Origin of the sequence: Paenacidovorax caeni (genome assembly GCF_001298675.1) — a bacterium.
Taxonomy (GTDB): Bacteria; Pseudomonadota; Gammaproteobacteria; order Burkholderiales; family Burkholderiaceae_C; genus Paenacidovorax; species Paenacidovorax caeni.
Genome location: NZ_CYIG01000012.1, coordinates 63,469 through 80,317 on the forward strand (window position 1 = coordinate 63,469; position 16,849 = coordinate 80,317).

The following is a 16,849-nucleotide window of genomic DNA, read 5'->3' on the forward strand; positions in this document are numbered from 1 at the left end:
GTAAAAAACCGGCCATGCCTGTGCGGCATGGCCGGTTTTTTTGTCGGGTGGGCGCTCAGGCGGCTTGCGTTACTTGCGCCTGGTTGGCGGCGCCGCCATGTACTTCGGTGGCGATCGCCTGGGCGGCGGCTTCCAGGGCCTTGGCCTTGGCCTCGGGGCCCATGCCCACGCCCTCGGCGCGCACGAAGCGCACGTCGGTCACGCCGAAGAAGCCCAGCACGGTCTGCAGGTAGCTTTCCTGGTGCTCCATGGCACGGCCTGCGTCGCTGGTGGAGTACATGCCGCCACGGCTGGAGGCAACGATCACCGTCTTGCCCTTGGCCAGGCCCTCGGGACCGTTGGCGGTGTAGCGGAAGGTGCGGCCCGGCTGGGCGATACGGTCGATCCAGGCCTTGAGCTGGGTCGGAATGGTGAAGTTGTAGAACGGCGCGCCGATCACCACCACATCGGCGGCCAGGAACTGCGCCACAAGGCGTTCGGACACAGCGTTTTCGCGCTGCTGGGCCTCGCTCAGACCTTCCGTCTGGCCGGTGCGCGGGGCCATGGCATCCATGGTGAAGTGGGCCGGGGCGTCCTGCACCAGGTCAAGGTACTGCACCTGCGTGCCAGGGTGGCTGGCTTTCCAGGCCTCGACGATCTGGGCCGAGAGTTGGCGGGAAACGGACTGGGCGCCGGTGATGGCGGAATCGATGTGCAGCAGTTGCATGGTGGCTCCTGAAAGAAAAAGGCCACGTTCGTGTGGCGATGGGTGAATTTTGAATTGGCCTGCCACTGTTGATAAGTAGGCGTCGATGCGATAGATTGTTCTGCCAGTAGAACAATGAGGGCGCGCCGCCATGCAAGACCTGAACGACATGCTGTATTTCGCCGAGGTGGCCGAGCGCGGCGGCTTTGCCGCGGCCGGGCGGGCGCTGGGCATTCCGAAGTCGCGCCTGTCACGCCGTGTGGCCGAGCTGGAGGTCCAGCTGGGCGTGCGCCTGCTGCAGCGCACCACGCGGCGGCTGGCACTGACCGAGGTGGGCGAGGCGTACCTGCGCCACTGCCAGGCCATGCGCGAGTCGGCCGAAGCGGCGGCCGACCTGGTGGCCCAGGTGCAGACCGCGCCGCGCGGCACGGTGCGTGTGAGCTGCCCGGTCACGCTGGCGCAGACCGTGCTGGGCGAGCTGATGCCGGACTTCCTGGCACGCTGCCCCCAGGTGCGCGTGGACATGCAGGTCAGCAACCGCGCGGTGAACCTGGTGGAGGAGGGCATTGACGTGGCGCTGCGTGTGCGCGCCACGCTGGACGACAGCGGCAGCATGGTCGTCAAGCGGCTCGACAGCGCGCGCCAGGTGCTGGTGGCAAGCCCGGAGCTGATCGCCCGCCAGGGGCTGCCTGCGAGCCTCGACGATCTGGCGGGCATGGACAGCATCGCCATGTCGGCGCCCGACGGCAAGGCCGTCTGGGTGCTCTCGGGACCGCATGGGGCGCAGCAGACGGTGCACCACAGCCCGCGCTACGTGGCTGACGATCTGCTCACGCTCAAATTCGCGGCGCTGGCGGGCACCGGCATTTGCTGGCTGCCCGACTACATGTGCCACGAGGAAATCCGCGCGCGCCGGCTGGTGCATGTGCTGCCCGAGTGGGAGCCGCCACAGGGCATCGTGCACGCGGTCTTTCCCTCGCGCCGTGGGCTGGCGCCCGCGGTGCGGCATTTCCTCGACTTCCTGGGCGAGACCATGCCCGGGCGCAGCAGCTGGGCCACGCGCGTTGCGGCGGCGCCCCCGGCGTGACGCGGGATTGAATACCGGCACGCCGTGCTGCTATCGGAGCCTGGTGCTTCATTTGCTGCGACAATGCAACAAATTGCTACATGAGTGCCGCAGCCATCGTGACCACGCACCCTATTGACCAGGACATCGACCAGGCCCGCAACCTGCCCGCTGTGCGCGCCATCATCATTCCGCCGTGCCCCGAGGCCTTGCAGAAGCTGATGCGCATCGTTCACAGCGCAGAGCCGGAGATGGGGGCGCTGGACCAGCTCGCGTCTTCCGATGTGGCGCTGGCCGCCGCGCTCATCCGCCAGGCCAACAGCCCGCTGCACGGGCTGACGCAGCCGGTGCAGACGGTGGGCATGGCGCTCACCGTGCTCGGTCTGCGGCCAGCGCTGGAGCTGATGACCGCCTTCATCACCCGCCATGCGCTGCAGGTGCGTTCGCCACTGCTGGAGCATTTTTGGGACAGCTCGCAGCGCCGAGCCATCGCGTGCGAGCACATTGGCGCGCAGCTCTACAGCATGCCGCCGGGCCTGGGCTACAGCTTCGGGCTGTTCTGCCATGTCGGTTTTCCGGTCCTGCTCAAGGCGTTGCGCGGCTACGCCAGCACCGTGACGGAGGCGCTGGCGCGCAAGGACCGCACCTTCACCCAGACCGAGAACGCCAACCACCGCACCGACCATGCCGTGGTCGGCGCCATCGTGGCGCGCACCTGGCACCTGCCCGGGGACGTGGCCCAGGCCATCTGGCTGCACCACGACTTTGCCTGCCTGCAGGACGAGCGCTTTGCCCCGGTGGTGCGCCAGCTGGTGGCGCTGGGCGCGCTGGCCGATTTCCTGGTGCACCAGCACGAGGGCCTGGAGCCCGCGCGCGAGTGGCACCAGCACGGCCAGGCGTGCCTGGACTTCCTGCAGGTGTCACGCGACGAACTGGAGCATTGGATCGACCAGCTGCATCCGGCCCTGGACGCGGTAGGGCGTTGACCGCTTATTGCGCTTGAATTGATAGCTTTTAGGGAAATCCTGCAAAACCTTCCCCTCTGTTTGGTGGGTGTCAGCAGGCCATGGCATCGTCTCACCGCATGTGAAGCAAAGCAGCCTTGATCTGAACCTGAGCACCAAAAAAACCCGCAAGCAGCAGTTGTTCAGGATGTCCCAAGAGACTCTCAGTCATGCAGATGTTCGGCCACAAACTGGCGAAAAATTCCCATGGCAGGCGCTTCAGTGCGGTCGGCCAGGGTAACGAACGCAAAGTGTGCGCCCTCATTCAACGCCGGAGTGATGGGCAACTCCACCAAGCTACCATTGGCGATGGCTTCACGCGCGGGGCTGATGAGGCCGAGGAACACCGCGTCACTGCCGTGTACCGCTTGTAGCAAACTGTTGATATCGTTGCAGCGCAGGGTCACCGCGACCTGGGGGTCAGCTGCGGGCCCATAGCGGGTGATCAGAAGACGTGCCAACTCCGGATTGAGTGAAGTCGACGCTAACGGATAGCGTTGGAGGTGTGCAAATGTAATGGGGGTGTTGAATTTGGTAAGGGGGTGACCCACGCGACAGATGAAACCACCGCGCATTTGGCCCAAGTCTTCGATCAACAGGTCATCAGCAGGCGTGACGCTGCGTAGATCCACGACCAGGGCGTCGAATCCACGTTCGCGCAAGCGCCTGGTCTGCAACTCGGGGGGGCCGGATTCGAGGCTGACCTGCACTCTCGGATGCATGCTGGCCATGTAACGCAGAAAGGGCTGCATCAGCAGTGCAGTAGGCCCCGCGCCGAGTCCAATGCGGATGACCCCCAAGTAGCCCTCTTGCAATAGCTGTGCGCTGCGTTTTAGCTCAACGGCATCCAGCACCATGCGGCGCGCCCGGCTTGCAACGGTCTGGCCGAACGGCGTCAACTCGTTGCGCTTGCCCATTCGGTCGATCAGACGTGCTCCGAGGTCGTCTTCGAGGGTCTGAATGCTGCGACTCAGGGCGGACTGGGTGATGTGGCACCGCTCCGCGGCGCGGCTGAACGAACCGGTGTCCGCCACAGCCAGCAGGTACTCCAGATGGCGCAGGTTCATTTCCTTTGTCGCATGAGTTTTTTGAATGCATTCGGAATAAATTATGCATTAGACGCATTTGATCATGATTCCTATGATTTCGCACGCTGTCGTCCAAGGCAGCAGCAATCATCCGGAGACAAATTCATGGGCGTTCAAAATTCCAGTATGGGCGACGTTGCGTTGCCGCCCACATCCCAGCGCGTATCGAACAATTCAACTGCCGCGACGAGTAAGGTGCAGCCCCGCGTCGTGGCTGCAACAGTGGCTGGCAACGCACTTGAGTTCTTCGATTTCACCACCTACGCGTTCTTCGCCGTTTATATCGGCCAGACCTTCTTTCCCGCTGACGAACCGCTGGTCACGGTGATGCTGTCGGTAGCGGTCTTTGGCGTTGGCTTCATCACGCGCCCTTTGGGCGGGCTGCTGATCGGCGCTTTTGCCGATCGTGCAGGACGCAAGCCGGCCATGCTGTTGACCATTGCGCTCATCACGGTCGGCACGATCGGCATGGCGCTCACCCCCTCGTACGCAAGCATCGGATTGGCGGCACCCATCATCGTCATTGCCTGTCGGCTGGTGCAGGGGCTGGCCCTGGGCGGCGAGGTCGGGCCGTCTACCACGTATCTGATCGAGATCGCACCCCAGGGCCGGCGCGGCCTGTATGGCAGCTGGCAGCTTGCCAGCCAGGGCATAGCCTCGCTGGCGGCTGGCGTCGTCGGCATTGTGCTCACGCTGGCGCTAAGCAAGGAGCAGATGCTGGCGTGGGGTTGGCGTATCCCTTTCTTGCTCGGTCTGGCATTGATCCCCATTGCCGTCTTTCTGCGCCGCCACATGCCCGAGAGCCTCGAGCAGCCCACGCATAGCGGACCCATCAAGAGCCCGCTGGCCGATATCCGGCACCATCTGCGACCGATCATGCTGGCGCTCATGGTCATCCTGGGTGTGACGATCTCGACCTATGCGGCGATCTACATGACCACCTATGCCGTGACCACGCTCAAGCTCTCCGCGACGATCGCCATGTCGGCGACCATCGTATTCGGCGTGGCGACCTGGGCGGGTGCGCTGCTTGGGGGCTGGCTGTCAGATCTGTATGGGCGCAAACCCGTGATGCTCTGGGCTCGCGTGGCATTGTTCGTGCTGGTCTATCCGGCTTACATGCTGCTCATCGAGCACACCAGCGTTGCCACTCTGGCACTGGCGACTGCGCTGCTGGCATTGCTCACGGGCATTGGCGGCGCGCCAACGCTGGTGGCCATCCCGGAGCTGTTCCCCGGCCATGTACGCGCGCTCGGGCTGTCGATTGCCTATGCCTTTGGCGTGGCGCTGTTTGGTGGCACCGCGCAACTGGTGATCACCTGGCTCATCAAGGTGACCGACAACCCGGCGGCGCCAGCGGTCTACGTCCTTATCACCAGCTTGATCGCCATCGTCGGCATTCTGCTCATGCGCGAAACCGGCGGTGACAAGGAACTACAGAAATGATCACCAGGCGAATTTTTCCGGACTGTGAGTTCATAGCATGACTGTTCAAGACACCTTGCAGGCGGTACGCGCACACGAAGACGAATTCATCGCTTTGCGCCGTGATATCCATCAGCACCCCGAGCTGCCATTCGAAGAGCTGCGCACCAGTGATTTGGTGGCTGCGCGACTGCGGGACTGGGGTTACCACGTTGAGCGCGGCCTGGGCGGAACCGGTGTGGTCGGGCAACTCAAGCGTGGCGACGGCACGCGCACGCTGGGTCTGCGCGCGGACATGGACGCACTGCCGATCCAGGAAACCACGGGGCTGCAGTACGCAAGTCGCAACCAGGGCGTCATGCACGCCTGCGGCCACGACGGACATACGGCCATGCTGCTGGCGGCAGCAAAGGTGCTTGCAGAGCAGGGTGACTTCTCAGGGACACTCAACCTGATCTTCCAGCCCGCGGAGGAATACGGCACCAGCGACTGTGGCGCCGTACGCATGATGAACGACGGCCTGTTCGACAAATACCCATGTGACGCTATCTTCAGCATGCACAACATGCCCGGCTGGCCACAGGGGCACTTGATCTTTCGCGAAGGCCCAATGATGGCCTCCTCAGACAAGGTCTACATCACGCTGGTAGGCCACGGTGGTCACGGTGCTGTGCCGCACAAGACAGCCGATCCGGTGGTGGCGGCGGCCAGCCTGGTGATGGCGTTGCAGACCGTCGTCTCGCGCAACGTCGATCCACTGCAAACAGCGGTGGTGACCGTGGGGGTGCTGCAATCCGGGCGCGCCAATAACGTCATCCCCGACAGCGCATATCTTGAGCTGAGCGTGCGCGCGCTCGATTCTGAGGTGCGCAGCCTGCTGCAGCAGCGCATTACCGAAATCGCCCACGCACAGGCGCAGAGCTTTGGCGTCAAGGCCGAAATCGACTATCGGCGCGGCTACGCGGCACTGGTCAACAGCAAGGACGAAACCGACTTCGCCCGCCAGATTGGCAGCGAATTGGTTGGTGCCGAGCGCGTTGTGCTGCAGGCCCCGCCACTCACCGGCAGCGAAGACTTCGCCTTCATGCTGGAGAAGCGCCCCGGCTGCTACCTATTGATCGGAAACGGGGATGGCGACAAGCTGGGCGCCTGCATGGTGCACAACCCGGGTTACGACTTCAACGACGCCAACCTGGCCATTGGCGCTGCATACTGGGTGCTGCTGGCGCGGCGTTACTTGGCCTGAACGATGGGCCACGCCGCTTTGGAAACGCTCCAGGGCTTTCTGGTAGGGCTCGACGCGCGCATGAAGCGCGCACACAAGCGCGGCCGGGTGGCGCACTACATTCCGCAACTGGCCAGCGTTGATGTGCATCAGTTCGGGATCAGTGTGTGCCTGGCCAGCGGAGAGCGGCTGAGCGCGGGCGACGCTGCGACGCCGTTTTCGATCCAGAGCATCTCAAAGGTCTTCTCACTGGCGATCGCATTGGGCCGTCACGGCGACCGGCTCTGGAAGCGGGTGGGCAAGGAACCATCTAACTACACCTTCAACTCGGTCATCGAGCTTGAGCAGGAAGGCGGCAAACCGCGCAATCCTTTCGTCAATGCGGGCGCACTGGTCACCACCGACGCCATGCTCGATGCGCCTGACGCAGGCTGCGGACTCGACGCACTGATGGATTTCGTTCGCGCGGCGGCTGGAGATGACCGGATCTCGATTGATGAACAGGTTGCCGCCTCGGAATACCGGACGGCCTACCGCAACTTCTCTCTGGCGTACTTTCTACGCTCGTGCGGCAATCTGCACATGGAATGCGAACGTCTGCTGCAGATTTACTGTCGCCAATGCGCGATCACGATGAACTGCGAGCAATTGGCCAGCGCCGGCCGGTTCCTGGCCGGCTTCGACTCCGCAGCCCACCTGCTGAACCCAGCTCAGGCACGCAGCATCAACGCCTTGATGTTGCTCGCGGGGCACTATGATGGTTCAGGCGACTTTGCCTATTCGGTCGGCTTCCCCGGCAAGAGTGGCGTCGGAGGCGGCATTCTGGCGGTCGTTCCGGGACATGCATCGATCGCGGTCTGGTCTCCTGGCCTGAATGCGTTTGGCAATTCACTGCTCGGCACGCGCGCGCTGCAGGAGTTATCGGAGTTCACCGGCTGGTCGGTGTTCTGATGTGTAGGCTTTATCGTTTGCCTCGACATGAACAGCCCCGGATTTCGAGGAGGCTGGTTGGTTTAAATTGAGGTCGGTGTGACTGCCTCGCTGGCGAGTTGCCGCCAGACAGTTAAGGAAATCCTGCAAAACCTCCCCCTCTGTTTGGTGGGTGTCAGCAGGCCATGGCATCGTCTCACCGCATGAAGCAAAGCAGCCTTGATCTGAACCTGAGCACCAAAAAAACCCGCAAGCAGCAGTTGCTGGCCCAGATGGAACGCGTGGTTCCCTGGGCTGCGTTGGTTGAACTGATTGCCCCGTATTACCCCGAAGGCAAGAACGCTCGCCCGCGCTTTGCACTGGAGACCATGCTGCGCATCCATTGCATACAGCAGTGGTTTAGCTTGTCGGCCATGTAGCACTTGCGCAGCCGAGTTGTTCAGGATGTCCTTAGCGCTTGCTGCACAAGGGTTTGAGCCCATTTTTACCCCATGCGCACGCTGTACTTTTTGCTTCTATATTCCAAAAATAGATTAATTAAAAAAAATATATTCTTTTGAGTTTTATGCGGCGCCCGGGAGAATGCCTGATCCTTACCAATCCCTGGGCGATACCTGCATGAACTCCTCCCGACTCAAGACCCTGGTGGCCTCCCTGGCCCTGACGCTCGGCGGCGCGGCATTTGCGCAAAGCCAGCTGCTCAACGTCTCCTACGACGTAGCGCGCGAGTTCTACAAGGACTACAACGTCGCCTTCGCCGCGTACTACAAGAAGACCACCGGCAAGGACGTGAAGGTGGATCAGTCGCATGCCGGCTCCAGCGCCCAGGCGCGCGCCGTGAACGACGGACTGGACGCCGATGTGGTGACGTTCAACACCACGACCGACGTGGAATTCCTGGCCAACAACGGCGTGGTGGCCAAGGACTGGGCCAAGCGCTTCCCGCATGACGCATCGCCCACCACCTCGACCATGCTGTTCTTGGTGCGCAACGGCAATCCGAAGAACATCAAGGACTGGGACGACCTCATCAAGCCGGGCGTGCAGGTGGTGGTGGTGAACCCCAAAACTGGCGGCAATGGCCGCTACGCTTACCTCGCCGCCTGGGGCGCCGTGCGCGAGAAGGGCGGCAGCGACGCGCAGGCGGCCGATTTCGTCGGCAAGTTCTACAAGAACGTGCCGGTGCTGGCCAAGGGCGGGCGCGACGCGACCAGCATCTTCTTGCAGCGCAACATCGGCGACGTGCTCATCACTTTCGAGTCGGAAGTGGTGTCGGTGGACCGCGAATTCGGCAAGGGCAAGGTCGATGCCGTGTACCCCTCGGTCAGCATCACCGCCGAGAACCCCGTGGCCGTGGTCGAGCGCACCGTGGCCAAGAAGGGCACGGGGACGCTGGCCAAGGCGTACCTGGATTACCTGTATTCCGACGAGGCGCAGGAAATCGCGGCCAAGCACGCCATCCGCCCGCGCTCGGAGGCGGTGCTGAAGAAGCACGCCGACCAGTTCAAGCCGATCAAGCAGTTCACCGTGGCCAAGTACTTCGGTTCGCTGACCGAGGCGCAGAAGGTGCACTTCAACGACGGCGGCCAGTTCGACAAGCTCTACACGCCCGGCAAGTAAGCACGCCATGACCACGCTAGCGCTGGGCACGGCCCCGCCCCCGAAGCGCGCGCCCAAGCGCGTGCTGCCCGGCTTCGGCCTGACGCTGGGCTATACGCTGTTTTACCTGAGCGTCATTGTGCTGGTGCCGCTGTCGGCGTTGGTGTTCAAGACCTTTTCCCTCACCTGGGAGCAGTTCTGGGCCGCCATCAGCGCGCCGCGTGTGCTCGCCTCGTACCGGCTCACGTTCGGCGCGTCGTTCATCGCCGCCTGCGTCAACCTGGTGTTCGGCCTGCTCATCGCCTGGGTGCTGGTGCGCTACCAGTTCCCGGGCAAGAAGCTGGTCGATGCACTGGTGGACCTGCCTTTCGCTTTGCCCACCGCCGTGGCCGGCATTTCGCTCACCGCGCTGCTGGCAGGCAATGGCTGGATCGGCCAGTACCTGGAGCCGCTGGGCATTCAGCTGGCGTTCAACCCCAACGGCATCGTGATTGCGCTGATCTTCATTGGCCTGCCGTTCGTGGTGCGGACCGTGCAGCCCGTGCTGGAAGACACAGAGAAAGAGCTGGAGGAGGCCGCCACCAGCCTGGGGGCCACGCGCTGGCAAATCTTCACCCAGGTGATCCTGCCGTCAATCACGCCTGCGCTGCTCACCGGCTTCGCCATGGCCTTCGCGCGCGCCGTGGGGGAGTACGGCTCGGTCATCTTCATCGCAGGCAACATGCCCATGGTGTCTGAAATCACGCCGCTCATCATCATCGGCAAGCTGGAGCAGTACGACTATGCCGGCGCCACCGCCGTGGCCGTGGTGATGTTGGTCATCTCCTTCGTCATGCTGCTGGTCATCAATGCGCTGCAAGCATGGCAGCGCCGCCACGCGGGGATGCCGGCATGAGCCACGTCGACACTGCAAGCGCGTTGCCCACGGGCACGCCCGCCGCCGCCACTGGCGGGCACACGCCGCCACGCCGCCGCGCCAAGGCCGGTACGACCGAGGCGCGCTGGGTCCAGTGGCTGCTCATCGGTGTGGCCCTGGTGTTCCTACTGCTGTTCCTGGTGCTGCCGCTCGCGGCGGTGTTCACCGAGGCGCTGCGCAAGGGGCTGGATGCCTATCTGGCCGGGCTGCGCGAGCCCGACGCCTGGTCGGCCATCCGGCTCACGCTGATCACCGCCGTGATCGCCGTGCCGCTGAACCTGGTGTTTGGCGTCGCAGCGGCCTGGGCCATTGCCAAGTACGAGTTCAAGGGCAAGGCGCTGCTGACCACGCTGATTGACCTGCCGTTCTCCATTTCCCCCGTGGTGGCGGGCCTGATGTATGTGCTGGTGTTTGGTGCCAACGGCTGGTTTGGCCCCTGGCTCGCGGCGCACGACATCAAGATCATCTTTGCCGTGCCGGGCATCGTGCTGGCCACCGTGTTCGTCACCTTTCCGTTCATTGCGCGCGAGCTGATCCCGCTGATGCAGGCGCAGGGCAACGACGAGGAGCAGGCGGCGGTGGTGCTGGGCGCCAGCGGCTGGCAGACCTTCTGGCATGTCACGCTGCCCAACATCAAGTGGGGCCTGCTGTACGGCGTGATCCTGTGCAACGCCCGCGCCATGGGCGAATTCGGCGCCGTGTCGGTGGTGTCGGGCCACATTCGCGGGCAGACCAACACCATTCCGCTGCACGTGGAGATTCTCTACAACGAGTACCAGTCGGTGGCGGCCTTCGCCGCCGCCTCGCTGCTGGCGCTGCTGGCGCTGGTCACGCTGCTCATCAAGACGGTGGCCGAGTGGAAGAGCGAGCAAGAGTTAAAGGCTGCCGCCGCGCTGCCGCCTGAACGCCCAAATACACCATGAAAATGGCCCCTAGGGCTTATGGATAAAGCGCTGAAAGCTATTAATTTATGAGTATCGAAATTCGCAACGTCAGCAAGCAGTTCGGCGACTTCCAGGCGCTGAAGGACGTCAGCCTGAACATCGACTCGGGCGAACTCATCGCGCTGCTCGGCCCCTCGGGCTGCGGCAAGACCACGCTGCTGCGCATCATTGCCGGGCTGGAAACGCCCGACACCGGCACCATCCACTTCAGCGGCGAAGACACCACCGACGTGCACGTGCGCGAGCGCGGCGTGGGCTTCGTATTCCAGCACTACGCGCTGTTCCGCCACATGACGGTGTTCGACAACGTGGCCTTCGGCCTGCGCATGAAGCCGCGCAAGGAGCGGCCTAGCGAAGCGCAGATCAAGGAGAAGGTGATGAGCTTGCTGCAGCTTGTGCAGCTCGACTGGATCGCTGATCGCTACCCCTCGCAGCTCTCGGGCGGGCAGCGCCAGCGCATCGCCCTGGCGCGCGCGCTGGCGGTGGAGCCCAAGGTGCTGTTGCTTGACGAGCCCTTCGGCGCGCTCGACGCCAAGGTGCGCAAGGAACTGCGGCGCTGGCTGCGCCGCCTGCACGACGAGCTGCATGTCACCAGCATCTTCGTCACGCACGACCAGGAAGAGGCGCTGGAGGTGGCCGACCGCGTGGTCGTCATCAACAAGGGCCGCATCGAGCAGGAGGGCACGCCCCAGCAGGTGTGGGACAACCCGGCCAGCCCGTTCGTTTACGGCTTCCTGGGCGACGTGAATCTGTTCCATGGCCGCGCCCACGAGGGCACGGTGCACGTGCAGGGCGGCATGGCCATCGACTCGCCCGAGCATGCCGGCGCACAGAACGCCAGCGCCCTGGCCTACGTGCGTCCGCACGACCTGGACGTGCAGCGCCACCAGCCTGGGCAGGCGCTGGGGCAGGGCATCGTGGCGCGGCTGGAGCGCGCCATCGTCGTCGGCCCCATCGCGCGGCTGGAACTTCTGGCCACCGAGGGCCCCAAAGCAACGGACAATGCAAGCCCGCAGACCCTGATCGAAGCGCAAATCGCTGCGCAGCAGTTCAAGGAGATGGGCTTGCAGGAGGGGGAAACCGTCGTGGTCACGCCGCGCCGGGCCCGTGTTTTTCTGGACGAGGCCGCCGGTATCTGACCCACCGCACGGCCCGCCCGGTGCCTTGAAGGAATCAATACCGTGTTGAGTTTGTTGGACAAATGCCCGCGCCGCCTGTTGGCGCTCATCAGCGCGGCCTGCGTGGGCCTGTTGGCTTTCGGCATGTACCTGCAGTATGGCGTGGGCCTGGAGCCTTGCCCCATGTGCATCGTGCAACGCTACGCGCTGATTGCCGTGGCTATCTTCACCGGCCTGGCCAGCGCCCGGGCCGGCACGGGCTGGCGGGTTTCCTGGAGCGTGCTGGCGCTGGCGTTTGCCGGGTTCGGCGCTTTCACCGCCGCGCGCCAGAGCTGGCTGCAGTGGTTTCCGCCCGAGTTCGCCACCTGCGGGCGCGACTTCTACGGCATGATCGAAAGCTACTCGCTGAGCCGCGCCATTCCTATGATCTTCCGTGGCTCTGGTGACTGCACGGCGGTGGACTGGACCTTCCTCGGCGGGTCGATTGCCAACTGGTCCTTCGTCTGCTTCGTGCTCATCGGCGTGGTGCTGCTGGCCTTGCTGGCACGCAGCCGCAAGGCCTGACGCGGCCCACCCCGCCAGGGCCTCCGGCATGCCGGGGGCCTTTTGCTTTTTCCCCTACCATGGCAGGCTGCATTCCCAGGGGAGGGGAGCGCCATGGATTCGACACAACACCTGCTGGAGCGGCTGGAGCAACTGCACCGCATTGGCGCAGCGCTGTCGCGCGAGCGTGACATCCACCACCTGCTCGAAAGCATCCTGGAGGCCGCCAAGCGGCTGCTGGGGGCCGACGGTGGCACGCTGTACCGCGTGACCGAGGATGGCGAGGCGCTGCGCTTCGCCATCGTGCGCACCGACTCGCTGGGCCTGCGCCTGGGCGGCGTATCGGAAGAGTCGCCGCAGTTTCCCGACCTGCCGCTGCGCCTGCCCAGTGGCGCCCTGAACGACAGCCTGGTGGCCGTGCACGCGGCGGTGCACGACCGCACCATCAATATCGCTGACGCCTATTGCCAGCAGCATTTCGACTTTTCCGGCACACGCGCTTTCGACGCGCGTACCGGCTACCGCTCGCAGTCGTTCCTGACGGTGCCGATGAAAAACCATGAAAACGAGCTCATCGGCGTGCTGCAGCTGATCAATGCCATCGACCCGGCTACGGGCCAGGTGCGCGCCTTCACGGCGCAGGACCAGCGCCTGGCCGAGTCGCTGGCCTCGCAGGCCGCGATTGCGCTGAGCAACCGCCAGCTCATCACGCAGCTCGAAACCTTGTTCGAGTCCTTCGTCCAGCTCATCAATCTGGCCATTGACGAAAAATCGCCCTACACCGGCGGGCACTGCCAGCGCGTGCCGGCGCTGACCATGCTGCTGGCCGAGGCCGCCCATGCCACCACCGAGGGGCCGCTGGCGGAATTCGCCATGAGCGAGCGCGACCGCTATGAACTGAAAATGGCCGGCTTGCTGCACGACTGCGGCAAGATCACCACGCCGGTCCATGTGGTGGACAAGGCCACCAAGCTGCAGACGCTGTACGACCGCATCGGCCTCGTCGATACGCGCTTTGAAGTGCTCAAACGCGACGCGCGCATCGACATGCTGCGCCGCCAGCTGGCGCTGCGCCCCGTGGCCGATGCGCACGCCGAAGCGCAGCTACAGGCCACGCTGGGGCGGCAGCTGCAGGCGTTGGATGAGGAGCGCGACTTCCTGCGCCACTGCAACCACGGCGTGGAAGCCATGCCCGAGGCCGACCAGCAGCGCGTGCGTGCCATTGGGCAGGGGCGGCGGTGGCGCAATCCCGACGGGGTGACCACCGCGCTGCTCACTGCCGAGGAGCTGCAGAACCTGACCATTCGCTCGGGCACGCTGACCCAGGCGGAGCGCGACGTGATCAACCACCACATCGTCTCCACCATCAATATGCTGGAGAGCCTGCCCTGGCCACGCCACCTGCGTAACGTGCCCGAGTACGCGGGCGGGCACCACGAGCGTATGGACGGCCGGGGCTACCCGCGCGGCCTGACGCGCGAGCAAATGTCGTGGCAGGCGCGCATGCTAGGCGTTGCCGACATCTTCGAGGCCCTGACCGCCGCCGACCGGCCGTACAAGCAAGGCATGAAGCTGTCGCAGGCGCTGGCCATCATGCGCCGCATGGCCGATGGCGGCCATATCGACCCCGATCTGTTCGCCGTGTTCCTGCGCCAGCAGGTGTACCTGCGCTATGCCGAGCGTTTTCTCGATCCTGGCCAGATCGACGCGGTGGACGTGCAGCGGCTGCTGCGCGCCGATATGCCGCTGGATTGACGATGCGCAGGCGCACCTTCATCGCCGCCACTTGCCTGGCTGGGAGCGCGCAGGCCCGCCAGGACCGCGCCACGCGCTCCTTGCTAAGCGCACTGCGCGGCGTCGAGCAGGACGTGGGCGGGCGCCTTGGGGTGGCGGTGCTCGACACGGGCACCGGCCGCCTGGCCGCACACCGGGGTGGCGAGCGCTTTGCGTTGTGCAGCACCTTCAAGCTGCTGCTGGCGGCGCAGGTGCTGCACCGCGTGGACCAGGGGGTGGAGCACCTGGCGCAGCGCGTCGCCTACGGCCAGGCCGACCTGCTCGACTATGCCCCGGTGACGCGGCAGCATGCCGGTGGCGCGGGCCTCACGGTGGCCGAGCTGTGCGAGGCCGCGATGGCCTGGAGCGACAACACCGCCGCCAATCTGCTGCTGGCCCGCCAGGGCGGCCCGCAGGCGCTGACGGACTGGCTGCGCACGCTGGGCGACCCTGCCACGCGGCTGGACCGCAACGAGCCGGCGCTCAACGACGTGCCCCCGGGCGACGTGCGCGACACCACCACGCCCGAGGCCATGGCGCGCACGCTGCAGGCTGTGGCGCTGGGCGAGGTGCTCACCCCCGCCTCGCGCGAACGGCTGCAGGGCTGGATGCTGGGCTGCCGCACCGGCGACCAGCGCCTGCGCGCGGGCATGCCGCCCGGCTGGCGTATCGGCGAAAAAACCGGCACCGGCCCGCGTGGAACGAGCAACGACATCGGCGTGCTGTGGCCTCCTGGCCGCGCGCCGGTGGTGCTGGCCTGCTACCTCACCGGCAGCACGGCCGATGGCGCACGGCGCGATGCCGCCCTTGCCGCGGTGGGGCGCAGCGTAGCGCAGTGGGTTGCGGCCTGATACGCTCCATTTTTAGAGCCTGTTTACGACCTTTTCATAGTGCCCGTTGCCCCGCAAAAGTGGCAGGTGGTAGGCGCAAAGCGCAGCCGGGCTGGTGGCCCGGCGAGCATTTGCAACGCCGCAGATGCCACTTTTGCGGGGCAACCCTTGGGGCAAAGCAGCAAAAAGCCGCACTCGTCGTTGCACACCTTACCCAGGCCTCCAGCATGGCCTGCGGTGCGCGCCTAGATTGCGGCTTTTTGCTGCCTTGCGGACACTATGAAAAGGTCGTAAACAGGCTCTTGGGAGCCGGTGACGCTTGCTGGATAAGGGTTAGAGCCTTTTTACCAGCACCTGGCTCTTGCGATCCCAGTTGTACTTGCGCTTGCGTGCCTCGGGCAGCCAATTGGGGTCTACCGGGGCGAAGCCGCGCTTGAGGAACCAGTGCATGGTCCGCGTGGTGAGCACGAACAGGCTTTGCAGCCCCTGGTTGCGCGCGCGCTGCTCGATGCGCTTGAGCAGCTTTTCGCCGTCGCCCGTGCCCTGGCTTTGCGGCGAGACCGTCACGGCTGCCATTTCGCCCGTGCGCGCCTCGGGGTAGGGGTAGAGCGCCGCACAGCCGAACAGCACGCCGTCGTGCTCGATGATGGTGTAGTTGGCGATGTCGCGCTCGATCTCGGTGCGGTCGCGCTTGACCAGCGTGCCGTCCTTCTCGAACGGCTCGATCAGCTGCAGGATGCCCGCCACGTCGTCGGCCGTGGCCTCGCGCAGCTCCTCGAGCTTTTCATCGACCACCATGGTGCCGATGCCATCGTGCACGTAAATCTCCAGCAGCAACGCGCCATCCACGGCGAACGGAATGATGTGGCTGCGCTCCACGCCGCCCTCGCAGGCCTTGACACAGTGGCGCAGATAGAAGGCCGTGTCCGTGGGCTTGTGGCTGTCTGGCACGCTGGCCAGCATGCGGCGCGCCTGGGCCAGCGGCAGCTCGGTGTCGATGGGGTTGTCCTCGCCGGGGGGATCTTCGGGGCGCATGCGAATGCCGGGCACCTCGGTCATGAACAGCAGCTTGTCGGCCTTGAGCGCCGTGGCCACCGAGGTGGCGACCTCCTCCATGGCCAGGTTGAAGGCCTCGCCCGTGGGCGAGAAGCCGAACGGCGAGATCAGCACCAGCGCGTCCATGTCCAGCCCGCGCTGGATACCCGCCACGTCCACCTTGCGCACCACGCCGGTGTGCTGGAAGTCCACGCCGTCAACGATGCCCACCGGCCGCGCGGTGATGAAGTTGCCCGAGATGACGCGCACCGTGGAGCCCGCCATGGGCGTGTTGGGCAGGCCCTGGCTGAAGGCCGCCTCGATCTCGTAGCGCAGCTGGCCCGCGGCCTCCTGGGCGCAGTCCAGCGCCACCGAGTCGGTGATGCGCATGCCGTGGGAGTAGCGCTCCTCATGCCCCTTGGCGGCGAGCTGCTCGTTCACCTGGGGCCGAAAACCGTGCACCAGCACGATTTTTACGCCCATGGCCTGGATCATGGCCAGATCCTGCGCGATGACCGGCAGCTTGCCCGCGGCGATGGCCTCGCCCGGCAGCCCGATGACGAAGGTCTGGTGGCGGAACTTATGGATGTAAGGCGCGACCGAGCGGAACCAGGGGACGAAGGTGAAGTTGAATACGGCGGACATGGGCGGTGTGAACGGCGTGGGCA

Annotated in this window: 15 protein-coding genes and 1 pseudogene; 13 read left to right on the forward strand and 3 right to left on the reverse strand. The window is 64.9% G+C overall.

The genetic code is table 11. The features are described 5' to 3' along the window. Positions 1-55: 55 nt before the first annotated feature. The gene (locus BN2503_RS07380) at positions 56-706 is read right to left on the reverse strand and encodes an FMN-dependent NADH-azoreductase (RefSeq protein ID WP_054256013.1); all 651 of its coding nucleotides are present in this window, start codon (positions 704-706) and stop codon (positions 56-58) included. A 130-nt stretch (positions 707-836) separates the two neighbouring features. Here BN2503_RS07380 and BN2503_RS07385 point away from each other — a divergent pair, with 130 nt between their 5' ends. After that, positions 837-1,772 (forward strand): LysR family transcriptional regulator, encoded by a 936-nt coding sequence (locus BN2503_RS07385; protein WP_054256014.1) that lies wholly within the window; start codon positions 837-839, stop codon positions 1,770-1,772. A gap of 80 nt (positions 1,773-1,852) precedes the next feature. Beyond that, on the forward strand, positions 1,853-2,737 hold the full coding sequence (locus BN2503_RS07390; RefSeq protein ID WP_054256015.1) for an HDOD domain-containing protein: 885 nt from the start codon (positions 1,853-1,855) through the stop codon (positions 2,735-2,737). 182 nt (positions 2,738-2,919) lie between these two features. Here the strand turns inward: BN2503_RS07390 and BN2503_RS07395 are convergent, their stop codons facing one another. Beyond that, the gene (locus BN2503_RS07395) at positions 2,920-3,822 is read right to left on the reverse strand and encodes a LysR family transcriptional regulator (RefSeq protein ID WP_054256016.1); all 903 of its coding nucleotides are present in this window, start codon (positions 3,820-3,822) and stop codon (positions 2,920-2,922) included. Positions 3,823-3,969: 147 nt separating this feature from the next. Between BN2503_RS07395 and BN2503_RS07400 the strand changes: the two genes are divergently transcribed. From BN2503_RS07400 to bla, 11 genes and pseudogenes are all read left to right on the forward strand, one after another. Beyond that, the gene (locus BN2503_RS07400; protein ID WP_175537924.1) at positions 3,970-5,289 is read left to right on the forward strand and encodes an MFS transporter; all 1,320 of its coding nucleotides are present in this window, start codon (positions 3,970-3,972) and stop codon (positions 5,287-5,289) included. A 37-nt stretch (positions 5,290-5,326) separates the two neighbouring features. Then, positions 5,327-6,514: a M20 aminoacylase family protein gene (locus BN2503_RS07405; RefSeq protein WP_054256018.1), complete on the forward strand. Its 1,188-nt coding sequence runs from the start codon at positions 5,327-5,329 to the stop codon at positions 6,512-6,514. A 3-nt stretch (positions 6,515-6,517) separates the two neighbouring features. Further along, the gene (locus tag BN2503_RS07410) at positions 6,518-7,444 is read left to right on the forward strand and encodes a glutaminase (protein WP_054256019.1); all 927 of its coding nucleotides are present in this window, start codon (positions 6,518-6,520) and stop codon (positions 7,442-7,444) included. Between the two features lie 182 nt (positions 7,445-7,626). Continuing rightward, a pseudogene (locus BN2503_RS07415) lies at positions 7,627-7,833 on the forward strand (transposase); the annotation flags it as partial. A gap of 208 nt (positions 7,834-8,041) precedes the next feature. After that, positions 8,042-9,043, forward strand: a complete 1,002-nt coding sequence (locus BN2503_RS07420; protein WP_054256056.1) for a sulfate ABC transporter substrate-binding protein — start codon at positions 8,042-8,044, stop codon at positions 9,041-9,043. Positions 9,044-9,050: 7 nt separating this feature from the next. Further along, on the forward strand, positions 9,051-9,917 hold the full coding sequence (gene cysT, locus BN2503_RS07425; protein WP_054256021.1) for a sulfate ABC transporter permease subunit CysT: 867 nt from the start codon (positions 9,051-9,053) through the stop codon (positions 9,915-9,917). Next, entirely contained in the window at positions 9,914-10,861 is a 948-nt protein-coding gene (gene cysW / locus BN2503_RS07430) for a sulfate ABC transporter permease subunit CysW (RefSeq protein ID WP_233495025.1), read from the forward strand. Before cysT ends, cysW begins: the two co-directional genes overlap by 4 nt. Before the next feature lie 47 nt (positions 10,862-10,908). Continuing rightward, complete coding sequence (locus BN2503_RS07435; protein WP_054256022.1) at positions 10,909-12,021, forward strand: sulfate/molybdate ABC transporter ATP-binding protein; 1,113 nt, start codon at positions 10,909-10,911, stop codon at positions 12,019-12,021. Between the two features lie 42 nt (positions 12,022-12,063). Continuing rightward, positions 12,064-12,564 carry a disulfide bond formation protein B gene (locus BN2503_RS07440; RefSeq protein ID WP_054256023.1) on the forward strand — a complete coding sequence of 167 codons (501 nt, stop codon included), beginning with the start codon at positions 12,064-12,066 and terminating at the stop codon, positions 12,562-12,564. Between the two features lie 93 nt (positions 12,565-12,657). Then, positions 12,658-14,298, forward strand: a complete 1,641-nt coding sequence (locus BN2503_RS07445) for an HD family phosphohydrolase (RefSeq protein WP_054256024.1) — start codon at positions 12,658-12,660, stop codon at positions 14,296-14,298. A gap of 2 nt (positions 14,299-14,300) precedes the next feature. Next, the gene (gene bla / locus BN2503_RS07450) at positions 14,301-15,167 is read left to right on the forward strand and encodes a class A beta-lactamase (RefSeq protein WP_054256025.1); all 867 of its coding nucleotides are present in this window, start codon (positions 14,301-14,303) and stop codon (positions 15,165-15,167) included. Between the two features lie 312 nt (positions 15,168-15,479). Here bla and argA read toward each other — a convergent pair whose 3' ends face one another. Next, complete coding sequence (gene argA, locus BN2503_RS07455; protein ID WP_054256058.1) at positions 15,480-16,826, reverse strand: amino-acid N-acetyltransferase; 1,347 nt, start codon at positions 16,824-16,826, stop codon at positions 15,480-15,482. Positions 16,827-16,849 lie beyond the last annotated feature (23 nt).